This is a genomic window from Streptomyces sp. bgisy159, assembly GCF_057707805.1.
The window spans coordinates 1-19161 of the sequence record NZ_JBYIQX010000039.1; the positions used below are offsets into that span (position 1 = coordinate 1).

Here is a 19161-nt window from a genome sequence, read left to right on the forward strand (position 1 = left end):
CCGGCCTCTTCGGCGCGGCCGGGGCGGGGGCCGGGCGCGCCGAAGCGGCGGTCACCGGACGACGTCGAAGACGTTCTTCTGGATGCCGTTGGCGTACGCCTCGTGCTCGACGAGCCGCAGCTTCCGGGTGTCCATGTCCGCGTCGCTGAACAGGCGCTTGCCGGCGCCGAGCAGCAGCGGGAAGACCAGCAGGTGGTAACGGTCGATCAGGCCGGCGTCGGAGAGGCTCCGGTTCAGCGACGCGCTGCCGTGGACGATGACGGGACCGCCCTCGCCCTCCTTGAGCGCGGCGACCTCGTCGAGTGAGCGCAGGATCGTGGTGTCCCCCCAGTTCGACACCAGGTCGCCCTCGGTCAGGGTGGTGGAGACGACGTACTTCGGCATCACCTTGTAGTCGGCGAAGTCCGCCATGTCCGGCCACACGGGGCTGAACGCCTCGTAGCTGGCCCGGCCCAGCAGCATCGCGGTGGCCTCCTGCTGTTCCCGGCCCTTGATCTCGAACGCCTCGGGCAGGAACTCGATGTCCTTGAAGGTCCAGCCCGCGTTCCGGTAGCCGGGCTCGCCGCCCGGGGCCTCCACGACGCCGTCGAGCGAGATGAACGCGGTGCTGATCAGGGTGCGCATCGGTGGTGATCCCCTTGTGTTCGCAGCGGGTTGTGCGGCTGTCTGTGAGGAGATCCTCTCCCGCGCGCCCTTTGTCATCAACGCGCCGTCCACACACCATACTTTAGTCGGGCTCGACGATGAGGGGGCGGTGGTCGCTGGACCGCGATCACCTCCACCGGGTCCCCGACTCGACGGCGCGGCCCTACCGCCGGGAAGGCCGCCGGGCCTGGTCGCCAGTGAGCCGGGGGCGACGCCGTCGCCGGCCTCGGCCCGGACCCCGCCGACCGCCGTAACCCGGTCAGGCGGCGGCGAACTGCCGCACCAGTTCCGCCGTCACGGCTCGGACCGCGGGCGACCGCCACCTCCTGCGCGCCCGAACGAGCTGCACCGGTACGTCGGGGAAGGCCGGACCCGGCACCTCGGCCAGCCGGCCCGCGCCCAGTGCTTCCACCACGGTGACGCGGGGCAGCAGGGTCAGTCCGAGGCCGGCCGTCACGCAGGAGCGGGCCGCCTCGATGCTGCCGAACCGGGTCAGCCGGGGCCGTGCGCCGGCCACCGCGAGGAGGTCCCGGGCCAGCCGGTCGCTGTAGGAACAGCCCTGTTCGTGCAGGAAGAAGTGTTGCCGGGCGAGGTCCGCCCAGTCGGCGGGCGGGCCGTCCGCCGAGGCCAGCGGGTGCCCCGGGGCGGCGACCAGGGCCAGCGGCTCGGTACCCAACCGCTCGGCGCTGAGATCCGCGTACTCGGCCCGTTCCTCCAGCAGCAGCGCGAGGTCCAGCCGGCCGGCACGCAGCCCGTCGACGGCGTCCGCCGTGCCCGTGGGATGCAGCTCGATCTCCAGCTCGGGCTGGGCGCGGCTCAGCGCGGCGACCACCCCCGGCAGCCGGGCCGCGCACAGCGTCTCGCCCGCGCCGAGCACCACCCGGCCGGTCACCGGCCCGCCGTCGTGCGCCGCCGCGGTGGCGCGCAGCCTCGCCTCCGCCTCCAGGACGGCCTCGGCGTCCGCGAGCAGCCGCCGGCCGGTGTCGGTGAGCACCGCGCCGCGCGGCAGCCGGTCGAACAGCCGCGCCCCCAGCTCCTTCTCCAGCGCCCGGATGTGGACGGTGACGGTCGACTGGGCGAGGTGCAGCTCGGCGGCCGTGGCGGTGAAGTTGCCGGTGCGGGCGAGGGTGGCGAAGGTGCACAGGAGTCGGGTGTCCACACCGCGACCCTAGGTCCTGCCACCCCGCAGTGCCATCGAGTATCCCGATGGGAACCTTCATCGATCATCATTTCCCTGCATGGCTCGCGCGTGGCAGCGTAAGAGCATGAGCATCGACACCAGCCGCGACATCCTCCGCTACGCCGCCTTCACCCCCGACCCCGCCGATCCGTCGGTCCCCGCCACGGCGGCCGGCGGGAACCCGGCCGGCGTGGTCCTCGACGCCGCCGGTCTCGACGACGCGGCGATGCTCGCCGTCGCCGCCGACCTCGGCTACTCGGAGACGGCGTTCGTCACGGCCCGGGACGACGCCCGGGGCCGCTTCCGCCTCCGCTACTTCAGCCCGCTGGCCGAGGTCCCCTTCTGCGGGCACGCCACCGTGGCCACGGCGGTGGCCCTCGCGGAGCGGATCGGGCCGGGCGCGTTCGTCTTCGACACACCGGTGGGCGAGATCCCGGTGACGACGACCACCGGCGCCGACGGCGACGTCCGGGCCACCCTGACCAGCGTGCCCACCCGCTCCCGGCCGGCCACCCCGCGGGAGCTGGACGCCGCGCTGGCCGCCCTCGGCTGGAGCGGCGACGACCTGGACCCGGAGCTGCCGCCCCACGTCGCCTTCGGGGGCAACGACCACCTGGTCCTGGCCGCCGCCTCCCGCGCCCGGCTGGCCGAGCTGGACTACGACTTCGACACCCTCGCCGACGTGATGCGCCGCCACGGCTGGACGACCCTGCAACTGGTCCGGCGCGCGTCCGACGTCTTGTTCCACGCCCGGGACCCGTTCCCGGTCGGCGGCGTGGTGGAGGACCCGGCGACGGGCGCGGCCGCGGTCGCCCTCGGCGGCTATCTGCGCGCCCTCGGCCTGGTGCGGGAGCCGGTGACGGTCACCGTGCGGCAGGGCGAGGACATGGGCCGGCCGAGCGAACTCCTCGTGGACGTCGACCCGTCGGACCCGCGCGTCCGTGTCACCGGCCGCGGCCGCGCCATCGCTGCGGCCGAGTGAGCCCACGCCCCGGAGTCCGGCGCCTACGCGCCTGGAACTCGGCGCCCACACCCCGGGCCCGGCGCCCGGGGGATGCCCGCGCCCCTGGCCGGCGCGAGGCAGCCCCGAGCGCACGAACCAGAAGCGCTCACCAGGTGCACGGCAGGGTCCGCGGCCCCCGGATCATCGTCTTGCGGCGCCAGGCCACCTCCTCGGCGGGGACCGCCAGCCGCAGGTCCGGCAGCCGCTCCAGCACCGTGTCGACCAGCAGCTCGATCTGCGTCCGGGCCAGCACCGCGCCCGTGCAGTGGTGCGGCCCGTTCCCGAACGCCAGATGCGGGTTGGGGTCCCGGTCGGGGTCGATGGCGCCCGGGTCCGGGAACACCTCCGGGTCGCGGTTGGCGGCCAGGTACGACACGTACACCGGCTCTCCCGCGGAGATCCGCTGCCCGGACAGCTCGACGTCCTCCAGGGCGATCCGGGCGAGGCCCACGCTGCTGCGGTGCGGAACGAAACGCAGCAGCTCGTCGAGGACCGGCCCGCGCTCCGCCGGCCGCTCCCGCACGCGCGTCATCAACTCCGGCCGGGTGAGCAGGAGGTACAGGATCTGCCCGCAGTTGTGGGTGACGGCCTCGCCGCCGATCTGCAGCGGCCCGGCGAGCCCGATCGCCTCCTCCTCGCCCACCTCGCCGCGCGCCACGGCGGCCCCCAGCATGGCGTAGACGTCCTCGCCGCGGCCGTCGGAGCGCGCCCGTACCGTCTCGGTGATCCACCCGTAGAGGCCCTTCTTGGCCCGCTCGGCCGCCTCGGCGCCACCGGACGTGGAGATGATCTGCCGGGTCCAGGAGTGCACCCGCTCCCGCTGGTCCGCCGGTACCCCCATCACCTCGCTGACCACGGCCGGCGGAAACGGCTCCAGCACCCGTTCCACCAGGTCCGCGGGCGGCCCGTCCGCCACGACGCCGTCCAGCAGCCCGTCGAGGATCCTCTGGGCCCGGGGCCGCAGCCGCTTCATCGCGCTGACGGTGAACGCGCTCGCGACCACCTTGCGCAGCCGGTTGTGGTCCGGCTGGTCGGCCCACGCCAGCGAGCCCGGCATCGGCTTGAAGTGCGGCGCCATCCGCGTGACCTGGCGCCTGGTCACCTCGGCCCGGCTGAACCGAGGGTCGTTGGTGACGGTCCGGACGTCCTCGTACCGGGTGGCCAGCCACGCCCAGCCCTCGCCGTGCGGCAGCCGGATCCGGGTGAGCGGCCCCTCGCGCATCAGGTCGGCGAGCACCGGGTCGAAGTCGGTGCCGTCCAGATCCGGCGTCGGCCAGTCCCTCACCGGGGGTTCGGTGAGCGTGGTGGTCTCCTCTGTCATGCCCCCACCCTGACCGCCGTCCGCCCGGCTGTCGCCCCGGAGTGCTCCAGCCGGAGGTCACCCGGGCAGCGCGTCGACGAGCCGCGCCAGCGCCGAGGCGAGCCGGGACAACCCCGGCCCGGCGGGACCGCCCGGCTCGCTCATGTACGTGTCCCGGCGGATCTCGACCATCAGCGCACTCACCCGGGGCACGGTCCCGTAGAACTCCAGCGGCACGTACGTACCGGCGAACGGGCTGTCGAAGCCGGTTCCCCCGCACTCCGCGAACGCCTCCCGGGCCGCCGCCGCCAGCCAGGGCGGGGTGTGGAAGGAGTCGGTGCCCAGGCAGACCGGCGGGCGCGGGCCGTCGCCGTGCAGCTCGTAGGGCAGCCGGACGGCCGGGTAGGAGTGCACGTCGACGATCACGGCCCGGCCGGTGGCCGCCAGCCGCCCGGCGACGGCCCGCGTCATCGCCCGCGCGTACGGCCGGAAGTACCGCTCGACCAGCGGCTCGGGATCACCGTCCCCGGCCCGCAGCACCTCCTGGTGCGTGGTCCGTGTGTACACGGCCCCCATCCCGACGGCGCGCATCTCCTCCCGTTCGTCCGGGAACCGCTCCGGATCCACCACCAGCCGCGACAGCCGGTTCACGAACCGCCACGGCGTCACGGCGGCCAGCCGGGCGGCCTCCTCGGCCAGCTCCGCGGTGTGCGCGTCGGTGATGAGGTCCAGTTCCCGCTCCAGCTCCCCGTCGTCCAGCAGGATCCCGGCCCGCACACCGGCCGGGATCTCCCGGGCGGAGTGCGGCACGTGCAGGATCACGGGGGAGTCGTCGGCACCCGGCAGCAGTTCGCAAGTCAGGGGCGGCGCGGGACGGGACACTGGGCGGCTCCGGGGCGGTTCGACGACGTACGGCGGGACCGGCGCCCGGAAACCGGCGCCGGAAGGATCAAGGTGCCATACGGGTCTGACAACGGGTGCACGGGCCCGGTCGCCGGACCAGCCGCGGGCCGGAGTCCCCGCGGTCACCTAAGTCACCGCGGTGCGCACGGGCGGCATGACCGCGCCCCGCCCGGGGACGGTCCCGGGCGGGGCGCGGCGGCGGGGCGTTACGAGGTCAGCTCAGCGACGCCAGCGCCTCGTTCCAGGTCGCCGACGGACGCATCACCGCGGCGGCCTTGGCCGGGTCGGGCTGGTAGTAGCCGCCGATCTCGGCCGGCCGGCCCTGGACCGCGTTCAGCTCGTCGACGATCTTCTGCTCGTTCGCGGCGAGCGTCTCGGCGAGCGGCGCGAACGCCTTGGCGAGCTCGGCGTCCTCCGTCTGCCGCGCCAGCTCCTGAGCCCAGTACAGGGACAGGTAGAAGTGGCTGCCGCGGTTGTCGATGCCGCCGACGCGACGGGTCGGGGACTTGTCCTCGTTGAGGAAGGTCGCCGTGGCGCGGTCGAGGGCGTCGGCCAGCACCTTGGCGCGGGCGTTCCCGGTGGCGGTGGCGCACTGCTCCAGGGAGGGCACCAGGGCGAAGAACTCACCGAGGGAGTCCCAGCGCAGGTAGTTCTCCTTGACCAGCTGCTGGACGTGCTTCGGCGCGGAGCCGCCGGCGCCCGTCTCGAACAGGCCGCCGCCCGCCATCAGCGGGACGACCGACAGCATCTTGGCGCTGGTGCCCAGCTCCAGGATGGGGAACAGGTCGGTCAGGTAGTCGCGCAGCACGTTGCCGGTGACGGAGATGGTGTTCTCGCCGCGGCGGATGCGCTCGATCGACAGCTTGGTGGCCTCGACCGGCGCCAGGATCCGGATGTCCAGACCCTCGGTGTCGTGCTCCGGCAGGTACGCCTCGACCTTCTCGATCAGCCGCGCGTCGTGGGCGCGGGTCTCGTCCAGCCAGAAGACGGCCGGGTCGCCCGTGGCGCGGGCGCGGGTGACGGCCAGCTTCACCCAGTCCCTGATCGGCGCGTCCTTGGTCTGGCAGGCGCGGAAGATGTCGCCCGCGGCGACCGGCTGCTCCAGGACCACGTTGCCGGCCTGGTCGACCAGGCGGACGGTGCCCGCCGCCGGGATCTCGAAGGTCTTGTCGTGCGAGCCGTACTCCTCGGCCTTCTGCGCCATCAGGCCGACGTTCGGGACGGAGCCCATGGTGGCCGGGTCGTAGGCGCCGTTGGCGCGGCAGTCGTCGATCACGGCCTGGTAGACGCCGGAGTACGAGGAGTCCGGCAGGACCGCGAGGGTGTCGGCCTCCTGGCCGTCCGGGCCCCACATGTGGCCGGAGGTGCGGATCATGGCCGGCATGGAGGCGTCGACGATCACGTCCGAGGGGACGTGCAGGTTGGTGATGCCCTTGTCGGAGTCGACCATCGCCAGGGCCGGGCCCTCGGCGATCTCCGCCTCGAAGGACGCCTTGATCGCGTCGCCCTCGGGCAGCGCCTGAAGCCCCTTGAGGATGCCGCCGAGGCCGTCGTTCGGGGAGAGCCCGGCGGCGGCCAGCGCGGCGCCGTACCGCTCGAACGTCTTCGGGAAGAAGGCGCGGACGACGTGGCCGAAGATGATCGGGTCGGAGACCTTCATCATGGTGGCCTTCAGGTGCACCGAGAACAGCACGCCCTCGGCCTTGGCGCGGGCGACCTGGGCGGTGAGGAACTCGCGCAGCTCGGCGACGCGCATCACGGAGGCGTCGACGACCTCACCGGCGAGGACCGGTACGGACTCGCGCAGCACCGTGGTGGTGCCGTCCTCGGCCGCCAGCTCGATCCGCAGCGTGCCGTCCTCGGCGACGACGGCGGACTTCTCGGTGGACCGGAAGTCGTTCTCGCCCATGGTCGCCACGTTGGTCCGGGACTCGGGGGTCCAGGCGCCCATGCGGTGCGGGTGGGTCTTGGCGTAGTTCTTCACCGAGGCCGGGGCACGGCGGTCGGAGTTGCCCTCGCGCAGGACCGGGTTCACGGCGGAGCCCTTGATCTTGTCGTAGCGGGCCTTGATCTCCCGCTCCTCGTCGGTCTTGGGGTCGTCCGGGTAGTTCGGCAGCGCGTAGCCCTGCGCCTGCAGCTCGGCGACCGCGGCCTTGAGCTGCGGGATCGACGCCGAGATGTTCGGCAGCTTGATGATGTTGGCCGCCGGCGTCTTGGCCAGCTCGCCCAGCTCGGACAGGGCGTCCGGGATGCGCTGGTCCTCGGTGAGGTACTCCGGGAACACCGCGATGATGCGTCCGGCCAGGGAGATGTCACGGGTCTCCACAGTGACACCCGCCTGCGAGGCGTAAGCCTGGACCACCGGCAGGAAGGAATACGTCGCCAGGGCCGGGGCCTCGTCAGTGTGCGTATAGATGATGGTCGAGTCAGTCACCGGGTGCTCCGCTCCACGTCTGCAACATTGCTCGACATCAAGATATCTCGTGAGCGGGTCCGGCTCGACAGGGGTGGCCACAACGGCGGCGGCCCGGGGAGGCGACCGGCGCCCGGGCCGGTCGGCTCCCCGGCGCGGCGCCCGGTCGGGACGTGAGAAGGCCGGCCGGACCGGTACGTGTGTCCGTCGAGCCGGCGGGACGCGCGCCGGCAGGGCCGCGACGCGCGTGCGCCGCGCCGGGAGGCGTCGGCCGAGCCGGGGAGGCGTCGGCCGAGCGGGGGAGGCGTCGGCCGAGCCGGGGGAGGTGTCAGTCGAGCCGGACGACGGGCAGTCCGCCCGGCTCGGCGTTCTGCGCGCCACGCTGCTGCGGGATCGCCCCCGGGCCGAGCAGATTGACGTCGCGGGCGGGCGCCGGGATCCGGATGCCCTCCGCGCGGAACCGCCGGTGCAGCCGCTTGATGAACTCGTGCTTGATCCGGTACTGGTCGCTGAACTCCCCGACGCCGAGGATCACGGTGAAGCCGATCCGCGAGTCACCGAAGGTGTGGAAGCGCACCGCGGGCTCGTGGTCGGGCACCGCCCCGGTGATCCCGGTCATCACCTCCGAGACGACCTCCATGGTCACCTTCTCCACCCGGTCCAGATCGCTGTCGTAGGCGACGCCGGCCTGCACGAGGATCGTCAGCTGGTGCTCGGGCCGCATGAAGTTGGTCATGTTGGCCTTGGCCAGCTGGCCGTTGGGAATCACGATCAGGTTGTTGGACAGCGCCCGCACGGTCGTCTGACGCCAGTTGATGTCCTCGACGTAGCCCTCCTCGCCACTGCTCAGCTTGATGTAGTCACCGGGCTGGACCGTCTTCGAGGCGAGGATGTGGACACCGGCGAAGAGATTGGCCAGCGTGTCCTGCAGCGCGAGGGCCACCGCCAGACCGCCGACGCCGAGGGCGGTGAGCAGCGGGGCTATGGAGATCCCGAGCGTCTGCAGCACCACCAGGAAGCCGATGGCCAGTACCAGGATCCGGCTGATGTTCACGAAGATCGTGGCCGACCCGGCGACACCGGAGCGGGACTGGGTGACACTGCTCACCAGCCCGGCGACCACCCGTGCCGCCGACATGGTCGCGACGACGATGAGCAGCACCGTCAGACACTGGTTCACGGTGTGCTGCACGGCCCGCGTCAGCGGCAGCACCGCGCCCGCGGCCGCCGCCCCGCCCGCGATCGCCGCCCACGGCACCACCGTGCGCAGCGCGTCCACGATCACGTCGTCGCCGCTCCACTTGGTCCGCTTGGCGTGCTTGCCCAGCCAGCGCAGCAATGCGCGGGACAGGAACGCCGCGAGGAGCCCGGCGGCCACGGCCACACCGGAGAAGACGAGGTCGTGCGCCGTCAGCGAGCGGGTCATCACCGGGCACCTCCGAAGGTACGCTCCACGGCCGACGAGGCCGCCGACGGTCGGATGTGAGAACGCGTCACGTTGTCCACCTGCTCGTTTGCGGGAAGTGCGATCACGCGCGCCGGGCGACTCCACCGACCGCGTGAGCGCTCATCTTGCCGCATTCTGAACGCCAGTTCGCGCACGGCGGGGAGCGGACCGGCCCGGACCGGTGCAGCCGCATGACCGGCCGGGCCGACGGCGGTCGGCGTACCCGGGCCGCCGCATGACGTAACCGGGCCCCCTCATCCGGGCTGAGCCGTTCCGCACTCGGGGCCGGGGCGGCCGGGCCGGGGGGACGGGGATCCATCCGTCAGCGGGGCCTCTGGTCGCCCGCGCGATCGCTACCGAGGCCGTGCCCGAGTTCCGACCCGTGCCCGAGTTCCGACCCGAGCCCCAGCCCCAGTCAGAGACTTGGCCGTGCCTGCCCTGCCTGCCGTTCCCGAGCCCGAGCGGCCCGCCAACCGTCCCCGACGCGCGCCCCGGCCGCGCTTCTCACAGCACCTTCCACCGCACCAGCGCCCCCAGCGTCAGCGCCCCCGGCACCAACGGCAGCCACACCGTGATGATCCGGTAGGCGAGCACCACCGCCGTGGCCGCGGCGACCGGGCCGCCGGCCGCCACCAGTGCCACGACCAGCGCCGCCTCAACCGAGCCGATGCCGCCCGGGGTCGGTACCAGCGCCACCGCGACCGTCGCCGCGAGATAGGCCACCATGACGTGCCCGGGCGGCACCGCCAGCCCGAGCGCCCGCGCCACCAGCACCAGCGCGGCCGACTGCAGCGCCGGGAACGCCAGGGACCCGCCCCACAGTGCCAGCGCCCGCCCCGGCAGGGTGTGCACCGAGCGCGCCTCGGCGAGCGCCGTCCGCAGGAAGGCGGACACCATCGTGCGCAGCCGCCGTACGAGGACCAGTGCGGCCACCGCCACCAGCAGCACGCCGCCGAGCACCGCCAGCATCGGCCAGAGCGCCCCCCGCGGCAGCAGTGGGCCGAGCCGCAGGGCCTGCGGGAACGCCAGCGCAAGCATCACCAGCAGCCCGACCCGGCCCACCCCCTCGGCCAGCAGGTACAGCGCGAGCGCCGCCGCCGCGCGGGCCGGCGGCACGCCGCACACCGTCATGAACCGCAGATTGACGGCGCCCGCGCCGAGCCCGGTGGGCATCAGATGGTTGGCCGCGCCGGCGGCGAACTGGGTGGCGAGCAACCGCCGCCGGGGCAGCCGCAAGACCACCGCGCCCTGCCGGGTGACGGCGGCGGCCACCCAGGTCAGGCAGGTCACCCCGACGGCCGCCATCAGCCACGGCCACTCGGCCCGCCGCACCTGCCCGAACCCCTCGACGAGCACCTGCCGATGCCGCACCGCCACCACGCCGACGAGAGCCGGCGGCAGCAGGCACAGCAGCCGGCGGACCGGAACGCGCCCCGGACGGCGCGGCACACCCTGGTGAAGCTCTGCCACGGTCACGTCCGCAGATCCTGCCCGCGCCACCCCAACGGGGGATGGCCGCGCCACGACCCCCGGCTTACACGCGGACACCGGTCCGGACGCCGGTCCCCGCTCCGGTCCGGATGCCGGTCCCCGCTCCGATCGGGATGCCGGTCCCCGCTCCGATCGGGGCTTCGGTCCGCTCGCCGACCGGGGCACCGGGCCGCGTCCCGGCGGCCCGGTCTTGACCTCAATGCCGGTCGAGGTTCTAGGTTCTCGGCCATGAGCATGGAGACCACGGCGTGGATGCAGCTGCACAGCGTCCTGAACGCCCAGCAGGACCGCCGCCCCTTCGACCGAGACACGCTGCGCCGCATCGCCGCGTTCGCCCGCCCGCACCGCCGCCGGATCGCGCTCTTCGTCGTGCTCGGGGTGGTGACCGCACTGTTCGCCGTGGCCACCCCCCTGCTGGCCGGGCGGGTCGTCGACGCGATCGTGACGCACGGCGAGGACGGCACCGTCGTCGGGCTCGCCCTGCTCATCGCGGTCATCGCGGTCCTGGAGGCCGGGCTGGGCATCCTCGCCCGGAGGCTGTCGGCGACGCTCGGTGAGGGACTCATCCTCGATCTGCGGACGGCTGTGTTCGATCATGTGCAGCGCATGCCGGTCGCGTTCTTCACACGTACTCGTACGGGCGCGCTCGTCTCCCGGCTCAACAACGACGTCATCGGGGCCCAGCGGGCGTTCAGCAACACCCTGTCCGGAGTGGTGAGCAACTTCGTCACCCTGCTGCTCACCCTGGTCGTCATGCTCACCCTGTCCTGGCAGGTCACGCTGATCGCGCTGGTCCTGCTGCCGGTGTTCGTGGTGCCCGCCCGCCGCATGGGCCGCCGGATGGCCGCCATGCAGCGGGAGGCGGCCGCCCTCAACGCCGCGATGGGAACCCGGATGACCGAGCGGTTCTCCGCGCCCGGGGCGACTCTGGTGAAGCTCTTCGGCCGCCCGGAGGAGGAGTCCGCGGAGTTCGCCGAGCGCGCGGCGCGCGTCCGCGACATCGGGATCCGCACCGCGACCGCACAGTCCGTCTTCATCACCTCCCTCACCCTGGTCTCCGCGCTGGCCCTCGCCCTGGTCTACGGGCTCGGCGGCCACCTCGCCCTGGAGGGCACCCTCGACCCCGGCGCCGTGGTCGCGTTGGCGCTGCTGCTGACCCGCCTGTACGCGCCGCTGACGGCGCTCGCCGGAGCGCGCGTCGAGGTGATGAGCGCGCTGGTGAGCTTCGAGCGGGTCTTCGAGGTGCTAGACCTGGATCCGCTGATCGACGACCGTCCGGACGCCCGGGAGGTGCCCGACGGGCCGGTGTCCGTCGAGTTCGACGACGTCCGCTTCGCCTACCCGTCCGCCGACAAGGTCTCCCTCGCCTCCCTGGAGGAGGTCGCCGCCCTCGACACCCGCGGCGGCGAGGACGTGCTGCACGGTGTGTCCTTCCGCGCCGAACCCGGGCAGACCATCGCCCTCGTGGGCTCCTCCGGTGCCGGCAAGTCGACCATCGCCCAGTTGCTTCCGCGTCTGTACGACGTCGATTCGGGTGCCGTCCGCATCGGCGGCGTGGACGTGCGCGAACTCGGCTCCCGCTCTCTGCGGGCCACCCTCGGCATGGTCACCCAGGACGGCCATCTCTTCCACGACACCGTCCGCGCCAACCTGCTGCTGGCCCGGCCGGGCGCCGACGAGGAGGAGCTGTGGGACGCGCTGCGCCGCTCCCGCCTCGACGAGCTGGTCCGGTCACTGCCCGACGGTCTGGACACGGTGGTGGGGGAGCGCGGCTACCGGCTGTCCGGCGGTGAGCGCCAGCGCATGACCATCGCGCGGCTGCTGCTCGCCCGCCAGCGGGTCGTCATCCTCGACGAGGCGACCGCGCACCTCGACAACACCTCCGAGGCCGCGGTGCAGGAGGCCCTCACCGAGGCGCTGTCGGGCCGTACGGCCGTGGTCATCGCCCACCGGCTCTCCACGGTCCGCGCCGCCGACCGGATCCTGGTCGTGGAGGCCGGCCGCATCGTCGAACAGGGCACGCACGACGAGCTTCTCGCCGCCGCGGGCCGTTACGCCGAGTTGTACCGCACCCAGTTCGAGGAGCCGACCACGGTGCAGACCGTGGCGTAGCGGTTTCGGTTCCGGGCCCGGGCGGTGCGGTCAGGTCAGCGGCGCAGCCACTCGTCGAGGAGCGCCGCCTCGGTCGTGCTGAGCCCGGGCAGGTCGGGCACGAGGGTGCGGAAGGCGGCGACCACCGCCGTCCGGTCCTGGACGGCGACGGCGGGTTCGTCCGCGAGGACGGCGCGCGCCACCGCGTCGAAGGCGGCGTCGGCCAGGCCCGGGTCGTTCCGCTCCGGCGGCAGGGTCAGCAGGGTGTGGACGGTGCCGACCCCCGCCGCGCGGATCAGGTTGACCGCCCGCTCCTCGCTCACCGTGAGCCGCCCCGCGGCGGCGACCCTGCGCACCCGCTCGGCGAGGATCCGCACCCCCGCGGTCTGAGCGGGGGTGTCGCGGGCTCGGACCGGGTCCAGCAGCAGGCCGTAGACAAAGGGGTTGGCCAGGCCGAAGTCGATCTGGGCGTGCCACCCGGCGCGCAGGTCCGCCACGGGGTCGTCCGAGACCGCGGTGGCCTGCTTGCCCGCGACGTGCTCGGCGAAGACGTGCTCCGCCGCGGCGTCCAGCAGGTCGTCCTTGTCCTGGAACAAGCGGTAGAGAGCCGGGGGCTGAAGCCCGGCCTCCTGGGCCACGCGGCGGGTGGTCACCGCGGCCGGCCCCTGCTCGCGCAGCAGACCGGCAGCGGCCTTCACGATGCGGTCCCGGGTCATGTCCCGCCGCTGGGTGTTCGACGCCATGGATCCGATGGTATCGCCGGGTTGTGACAGTCGGTGCTTCCAGCGGAAATGTCGGTGTTCGTCATCGGGCAGCCTCCGTCATGTCGCTCTTCCCGCCGCAGGCGGTCCACGCGGCGACCGAGGACGTCGCCCGGCAGCCGGTTCCCCCGCCGCCCGCCGCGTGAGCCGACCGGCGCGAACGCCCCGGCGGGGCGGGCCGACGGCGTGGCCCGGGCAGGCGGGGTCACCTGGTGAGCGGGGTCGGCTTCGGCCGGGTGGGCAGATCGAGCTGGTACTCGTGCGTGCGGCGCTCCGTGCCGAAGCCCAGCCGACGGTTGACGTCGATCATGTGGACGTTGTCCTCGGCGTTGTCGGTCCTGACGGCCGTGACGGCGGGGTGTTCGGCGCGCAGCCGCCGCAACATGGCGGCCTTGACCCACAGGCCCAGCCCGTGGCCGCGGTGGGCGGGGACGACCGCCGTGTCGTACTGCTCGGCCCGTGCGGTTCCGCCCCGGGGCAGCACGATCTCGGTGTAACCGGCCATGCTGCCGTCCTCATGGACCGCCGCGACGGTCAGCAGGGTGTCCCCCCGCCCGGACACCACCTCGGCCATGGAGCGCACCCGGTCGGCGTCCCACTGCGATGTGCCGTAGTCCAGGTCACCGACGGGCATGTCGTTCATCGCGTTCTTGGCGGCGGCGAAGGCGTCGGCGAGGACGTCGGGGACGGTGCCGGTCCAGCCGGCCAGCCGGTACCCCGGGCGCTCGGCGTCGGCGAGCTCGTCGACCTCGGTCCAGTCCACGTCGGCGAGGCTCAGGACCAGGTGGTTCAGCGTGAGGGCGCGGGAGAACCCCGACCGCTCGCAGAACGCCTCGCCCGGGCTGTCGGCGGCCGTCTCGGTGATCAGGCTGCGCCGGTTGTCGGCCCGGCACGCGTCCAGGACCGCCGACAGGAGCAGGGAGCCGGTTCCGCGGAGGCGGTGCGCGGGGTCGACGTGGAGTTGGAGTTCGGCCAGGTGGTCCCGGCCGGGCGAGCTGAACAGACGCAGGGCCGCGACCCCGGTCACGACGTCATCGGAAGCGGTGGCCAGCCAGGTGAGCCGTCGGCTGTCCAGGCCGGGCGTGGCGAGCTGGGCCTGGATCTGCTCGGGCGCGGGTGCGGGGACCCCGGGGAGATCGTGGGCCATCGAGGCGGCGACGACGCGGTGCCAGGCAGCGGCGTCGGCCATCGGGACGCTGGGCGGAGAGGTGAGACGGACGTGGTCGGTCACGGCCGGCGGCTCCTGCGGTCGGGGTCGTCGAACTGGCTTACACCCTACGGACCTTGATGACCTGGCGCATCGCCGACCGTGCCGCGCATCGGCCACCGTGTGTGCTCCTCCAGGCTGCCGCGGTCACTGTCGGGTGACGCGATCACGGTCAGGTGGCGTGCGGCGCGGGCGGCGTACCACCCCTGCCGCACGCCCGGCGGCGGCTCAGCGTCCGGCGAGGAGTTCCAGCGTGTCGATCACGCGGTTGGAGAAGCCCCACTCGTTGTCGTACCAGGCGACCACCTTGATGTGGCGGCCGTCGACGCGGGTGAGGGCCGAGTCGAAGATCGACGAGGCGGGATTGCCGGTGATGTCGGAGGAGACCAGCGGGTCCTCCGAGTACTCCAGGACACCGGCGAGCGGCCCCTGCGCCGCGGCGCGGTACGCCGCCAGCACCTCGTCGCGCGTCACGTCGCGGGCGACGGCCGTGTTGAGCTCCACGATCGAACCCACCGGCACCGGCACCCGGATCGAGTCGCCCGACAGCTTGCCGTCGAGGTTCGGCAGCACCAGGCCGATCGCCTTGGCGGCGCCGGTCGTGGTCGGCACGATGTTGACACCGGCGGCCCGGGCGCGACGGGCGTCGCGGTGCGGACCGTCCTGCAGGTTCTGCTCCTGCGTGTAGGCGTGCACCGTCGTCATGAAGCCGTGCTCGATCCCGGCGAGTTCGTCGAGGACGGCCGCCAGCGGCGCGAGCGCGTTGGTGGTGCAGGAGGCGTTCGACACGATCGTGTGCAGGGCCGGGTCGTAGGCGTCGGTGTTGACCCCGAACGCGAGGGTGACGTCGGCGCCGTCGGAGGGCGCGCTGACGAGCACCTTCTTGGCGCCGGCGTCGAGATGGGCACGGGCGGCCTTGGCGGAGGTGAAACGCCCGGTGGCCTCCAGCACGATGTCGACGCCGAGGTCGGCCCACGGCAGCTGCGCCGGTTCCCGCTCGGCCAGCACCGTGATCCGGTGTCCGTCGACGACGAGGGCGTCCCCGTCGACGGACACCGGGCGCCCGAGCCGGCCGGCCGTGCTGTCGTAGGCGAGCAGGCGGGCGAGCGTGGCGGGCTCGGTGAGGTCGTTGACCGCGACGATCTCGAGGGCGCTGTCGCGCTCCAGCAGGGCGCGCAGCACGTTGCGCCCGATGCGGCCGAATCCGTTGATGGCGATGCGAGTCATGAGTGGTGTCCCTTCCCTTCGCCACCAGGCTCGCCCGTGGCGCACGCCGCCGACAGTGGCGGGAGTGCCACGGTTCAAAAGGATCGCGCCAGCCGCCGGGTCCCGCCCCGGGCGTCACTCGCCCCGGGTGAACGTGCGCCGGTACTCGCTCGGGGTGGTGCCGAGGATGCGCTGGAAGTGCAGCCGCAGGTTCGCGCCGGTGCCGAGGCCGACGTCGGCCGCGATCTGTTCGACGCTGCGCTCGGAGCGCTCCAGCAGCTCGCGGGCCACGTCGACGCGGGCACGCATCACCCACTGCATCGGCGTGTAGCCGGTCTCCTCGACGAACCGCCGGGAGAACGTGCGCGGCGACACCTCGGCCTGCCGCGCCAGCGTGTCCAGGGTGAGGGGCTCACCGAGCCGGTGCAGCGCCCACTCGCGGGTGGCGGCGAAGCGCTCGCCGAGCGGCTCGGGGACGCTGCGCGGCACGTACTGGGCCTGGCCCCCGCTGCGGTAGGGGGCGGCGACCAGGCGACGGGCCGCGTGGTTGGACGCGGCCACCCCGAGGTCGCCGCGCAGGATGTGCAGGCACAGGTCGATGCCGGAGGCGGCGCCGGCCGAGGTGAGCACGCTGCCCTCGTCGACGAACAGCACGTTCTCGTCCACCCGCACGAGCGGATGCCTGGCCATGAGCTGCCGCGTGTAGTGCCAGTGCGTCGTGGCGCGCCTGCCGTCGAGCAGGCCCGTGGCGGCGAGCGCGAACGCGCCCGTGGAGATGGCGGCGAGGCGTGCGCCGCGGGCGTGGGCGGCGATCAGCGCGTCGACGACCGGCCGCGGCGGATCCTCGCGGTCCGGGTGCCGGTAGCCGGGGACGAAGACGATGTCCGCCCACGCGAGCGCGTCGAGGCCGTGGGCGACGGAGTAGGAGAGGCCGTCGCCGCCGGTCACGAGACCCGGCTGCGCCCCGCACACCCGCACTTCGTACGGCATGCTCGCGCGGGTGGTGAAAACCTGCGCCGGAATGCCGACGTCGAGCGGCTTCGCACCTTCGAGCACGAGGACGGCGACACGATGCAGGCGTGAGGCGGGCATGGGACAGAGGCTACGGGGGAGGTGACCTCGCCACGTCCACAGCCCGCCCGACGGCGCCGGGACGGGCATCGGCCATCACTTCGGATGGCCGGCGCAATACCGGGCAGCTCGCGGGCGGCCGTACCCGGTCCACCCCGGACCGAAGCCCCGGCGCTCGCGGACGGTCCGGGGATCGCCGGTGTTCGGAGAGCGGGCCGGTCAGCGGCCCAGCCGTCGGGCCTCGACGAGTACCAGGCTCTCCGGGTGCAGGGTCGGGGCCTGGACACCCAGCACCGCCAGGGCACGCCCCGACAACTCGACGCCCTCCGGCGTCCACCACGGCAGCCCGCTCGTCGTCGGACCGTGGAACTCGTCGCCCGGCGCGAGCGGAGCGACCCTGTAGTGGGCGTCCTCCGCCAGACCGGGAAGACGCACCCTGCCCGCGGGCGCCTGGACACTCGTGGCCGTCTGTACCAGGGCGTACACGGCACGGGACCGGTCGGGCGCGACGACGCCGTGCACCAGCAGCGCCGGATCGGGGTGGTCGGCGTGGACGACCGACCCGCTGTGCAGCAACGGCCGCAGCCGCTTGTGCGCGGCGATCCATTCGGCCAGCCTGCGGCGTTCCCCGGCGGTCGCCCGGGTGAGGTCCCACTCGATTCCCATGTGGCCGAACAGCGCGGTGCCGGCGCGGAAGTCGAGGCCGTGCGTACGGCCCGTGGTGTGCGAGGTGGGTGCGCCGACATGGGCGCCCATCAGCTCCGGGGGGAGCAGGAGCCCCGTCCAGCACTGGATCTGCTGGCGCTCCAGGGCGTCGATGCAGTCGCTGGTCCAGACCCGGTCGGTGCGGTCGAGGATCCCGAGGTCCACGCGGGCGCCGCCCGAGGAGCAGGACTCGATCTCCAGCTCCGGGTGCCGTCGGCGCACCTCGTCGAGCAGCGCGTACACCGCGGCGGTCTGGGCGTGCACGCCGCCGACGCCGTACGGGCCGCTGCCCGCGTCGATCAGGTCGCGGTTGTGGTCCCACTTCAGGTAGTCGACCGCGTACTCGGTGACCAGGGCGTCCAGCCGCTCCAGTACGTAGGCGTAGGCGTCCGGCCGACCGAGGTCCAGGACGTGCTGGTGCCGTGCCTCGGGAGGCAGGCGCCCGGCCACGGACAGGATCCAGTCCGGGTGCGCCCGGGCCAGGTCCGAGTCCAGGTTGATCATCTCGGGTTCGACCCAGAGGCCGAACTGCAGCCCCAGGGAACGGACGTGGCTGACGAGCGGGTGCAGGCCGGCGGGCCACACCTGCGGGTCGACGTACCAGTCGCCCAGCCCCGCGCGGTCGTCGCGGCGTCCGCGGAACCAGCCGTCGTCGAGGACGAAGCGCTCCGCCCCGACCTCCGCCGCCGCGTCCGCCAGGGCGGTGAGCTTGCCCAGGTCCTGCTGGAAGTAGACGGCCTCCCAGGTGTTGAGGGTGACCGGGCGGGGCCCCTTCGGGTGGTGCGGGCGGTCCCGCAGGAAGGTGTGGAAGCGCGCCGCCATGGCGTCCAGGCCCCGGCCGTACGAGCCGAGCAGCCAGGGGGTGTCGTAGGTGGCGCCGGGCTCCAGCCGCACCTCGCCGGGGAGCAGGAGTTCGCCGCCGCCGAGCAGCGAGACCCCCGAATTGGTGCGCTCGGCGAACGTACGGTGGTTCCCGCTCCAGGCGACGTGCAGGCCCCACACCTCTCCGTCGCGGAAACCGAAGCCGCGCTCGCCCGCCGCGTGGACGAGTGCGGCGTCGGCGCCGGTGCGCCCGCGCCGGTTCTCCCGCAGGTGCGTTCCGAGGGTGAACTCATGCCGCTGCGGCGACCGTTCACGCAGGTGACGGCCGGTGAGGTCGAGCAGTTCCGTGGCGTGGGCCGGCACCGGCAGCGTGAGCAGGAGCGCGTCGAGCGTGTAGGGGCGTTCGCCCTGGTTGGTGAGTGCGGCCCGCTGCCGTACGAGACCGGAGGAGGTGAGCTCCAGATCGATCCGCAGGGCGAGACCGGACGGGTCGTCGGTGGCCGTGACGGTCAGGCACCGAGGGCCCGGGGCGTGCAGTTCCCGGACCGTGAACGCGGGAGAGAAGCCGGTGCCCTCGCGGTGGCCGGACAGACCGGGGGTGCCCAGCCAGCCGGCGCTCTGCTCGGGCAGCACGCTCACGGGCACCGGCACGTCGGGGACGCTGGTGACCAGTTGGGCGAGGCTCACCCGGGCGAGTGCGGCAAGGCCGTCCCCGCCGCTGTCCTCGGCTCCGCCCGGCCGGTCGCCGAGATCGGCTCCCCAGTGCAGGATCCGGGGGAGCCGAGGCCCCGTGCAGTCCAGGACGAGGCTGGTGCCCGCGGCACGGAAGTGCAGCAGGTCGGAAGAACGGTCGGTGGTCACGTGGAGAGGCCTTCGTTCGTTCGGTCTTCTTGTGGATCTTCCGCGCGGCGGTTCA

14 protein-coding genes are annotated in these 19161 nt (G+C 73.5%); 2 read left to right on the plus strand and 12 right to left on the minus strand.

Annotated elements, in window-relative coordinates:
- Positions 1-51 precede the first annotated feature (51 nt).
- Entirely contained in the window at positions 52-624 is a 573-nt protein-coding gene (locus tag AC3ET3_RS28230; RefSeq protein WP_432136213.1) for a dihydrofolate reductase family protein, read from the minus strand.
- Positions 625-904: 280 nt separating this feature from the next.
- Entirely contained in the window at positions 905-1804 is a 900-nt protein-coding gene (locus AC3ET3_RS28235; RefSeq protein ID WP_435613109.1) for a LysR family transcriptional regulator, read from the minus strand.
- 106 nt (positions 1805-1910) lie between these two features.
- Here AC3ET3_RS28235 and AC3ET3_RS28240 point away from each other — a divergent pair, with 106 nt between their 5' ends.
- Positions 1911-2807 carry a PhzF family phenazine biosynthesis isomerase gene (locus AC3ET3_RS28240; RefSeq protein ID WP_432136215.1) on the plus strand — a complete coding sequence of 299 codons (897 nt, stop codon included), beginning with the start codon at positions 1911-1913 and terminating at the stop codon, positions 2805-2807.
- Positions 2808-2934: 127 nt separating this feature from the next.
- On the opposite strand, the gene AC3ET3_RS28245 is transcribed toward AC3ET3_RS28240, so the two are convergent.
- From AC3ET3_RS28245 to AC3ET3_RS28265, 5 genes are all read right to left on the minus strand, one after another.
- Positions 2935-4149, minus strand: coding sequence for a cytochrome P450 (locus AC3ET3_RS28245; protein WP_435613110.1), 1215 nt, complete (start codon positions 4147-4149; stop codon positions 2935-2937).
- 57 nt (positions 4150-4206) lie between these two features.
- Positions 4207-5010: an N-formylglutamate amidohydrolase gene (locus AC3ET3_RS28250; protein WP_435613111.1), complete on the minus strand. Its 804-nt coding sequence runs from the start codon at positions 5008-5010 to the stop codon at positions 4207-4209.
- A gap of 235 nt (positions 5011-5245) precedes the next feature.
- Complete coding sequence (locus AC3ET3_RS28255) at positions 5246-7465, minus strand: NADP-dependent isocitrate dehydrogenase (protein ID WP_432158783.1); 2220 nt, start codon at positions 7463-7465, stop codon at positions 5246-5248.
- Between the two features lie 307 nt (positions 7466-7772).
- The gene (locus tag AC3ET3_RS28260; RefSeq protein ID WP_432136219.1) at positions 7773-8870 is read right to left on the minus strand and encodes a mechanosensitive ion channel family protein; all 1098 of its coding nucleotides are present in this window, start codon (positions 8868-8870) and stop codon (positions 7773-7775) included.
- 525 nt (positions 8871-9395) lie between these two features.
- Positions 9396-10367, minus strand: a complete 972-nt coding sequence (locus AC3ET3_RS28265; protein WP_435613112.1) for a lysylphosphatidylglycerol synthase transmembrane domain-containing protein — start codon at positions 10365-10367, stop codon at positions 9396-9398.
- Between the two features lie 243 nt (positions 10368-10610).
- Between AC3ET3_RS28265 and AC3ET3_RS28270 the strand changes: the two genes are divergently transcribed.
- On the plus strand, positions 10611-12494 hold the full coding sequence (locus tag AC3ET3_RS28270; RefSeq protein WP_432136221.1) for an ABC transporter ATP-binding protein: 1884 nt from the start codon (positions 10611-10613) through the stop codon (positions 12492-12494).
- Positions 12495-12529: 35 nt separating this feature from the next.
- On the opposite strand, the gene AC3ET3_RS28275 is transcribed toward AC3ET3_RS28270, so the two are convergent.
- The 5 genes from AC3ET3_RS28275 to AC3ET3_RS28295 form a co-directional block, all read right to left on the minus strand.
- A complete protein-coding gene (locus AC3ET3_RS28275; protein ID WP_432136222.1) occupies positions 12530-13216 on the minus strand; it encodes a TetR/AcrR family transcriptional regulator in 687 nt (228 codons plus the stop codon).
- A gap of 223 nt (positions 13217-13439) precedes the next feature.
- Positions 13440-14465, minus strand: a complete 1026-nt coding sequence (locus AC3ET3_RS28280) for a GNAT family N-acetyltransferase (RefSeq protein WP_435613113.1) — start codon at positions 14463-14465, stop codon at positions 13440-13442.
- A gap of 204 nt (positions 14466-14669) precedes the next feature.
- Complete coding sequence (gap, locus tag AC3ET3_RS28285; RefSeq protein ID WP_432158780.1) at positions 14670-15668, minus strand: type I glyceraldehyde-3-phosphate dehydrogenase; 999 nt, start codon at positions 15666-15668, stop codon at positions 14670-14672.
- 114 nt (positions 15669-15782) lie between these two features.
- Complete coding sequence (locus AC3ET3_RS28290; protein WP_432136225.1) at positions 15783-16739, minus strand: GlxA family transcriptional regulator; 957 nt, start codon at positions 16737-16739, stop codon at positions 15783-15785.
- Positions 16740-16937: 198 nt separating this feature from the next.
- Positions 16938-19106 (minus strand): alpha-galactosidase, encoded by a 2169-nt coding sequence (locus tag AC3ET3_RS28295; RefSeq protein WP_435613114.1) that lies wholly within the window; start codon positions 19104-19106, stop codon positions 16938-16940.
- Between the last annotated feature and the right edge of the window lie 55 nt (positions 19107-19161).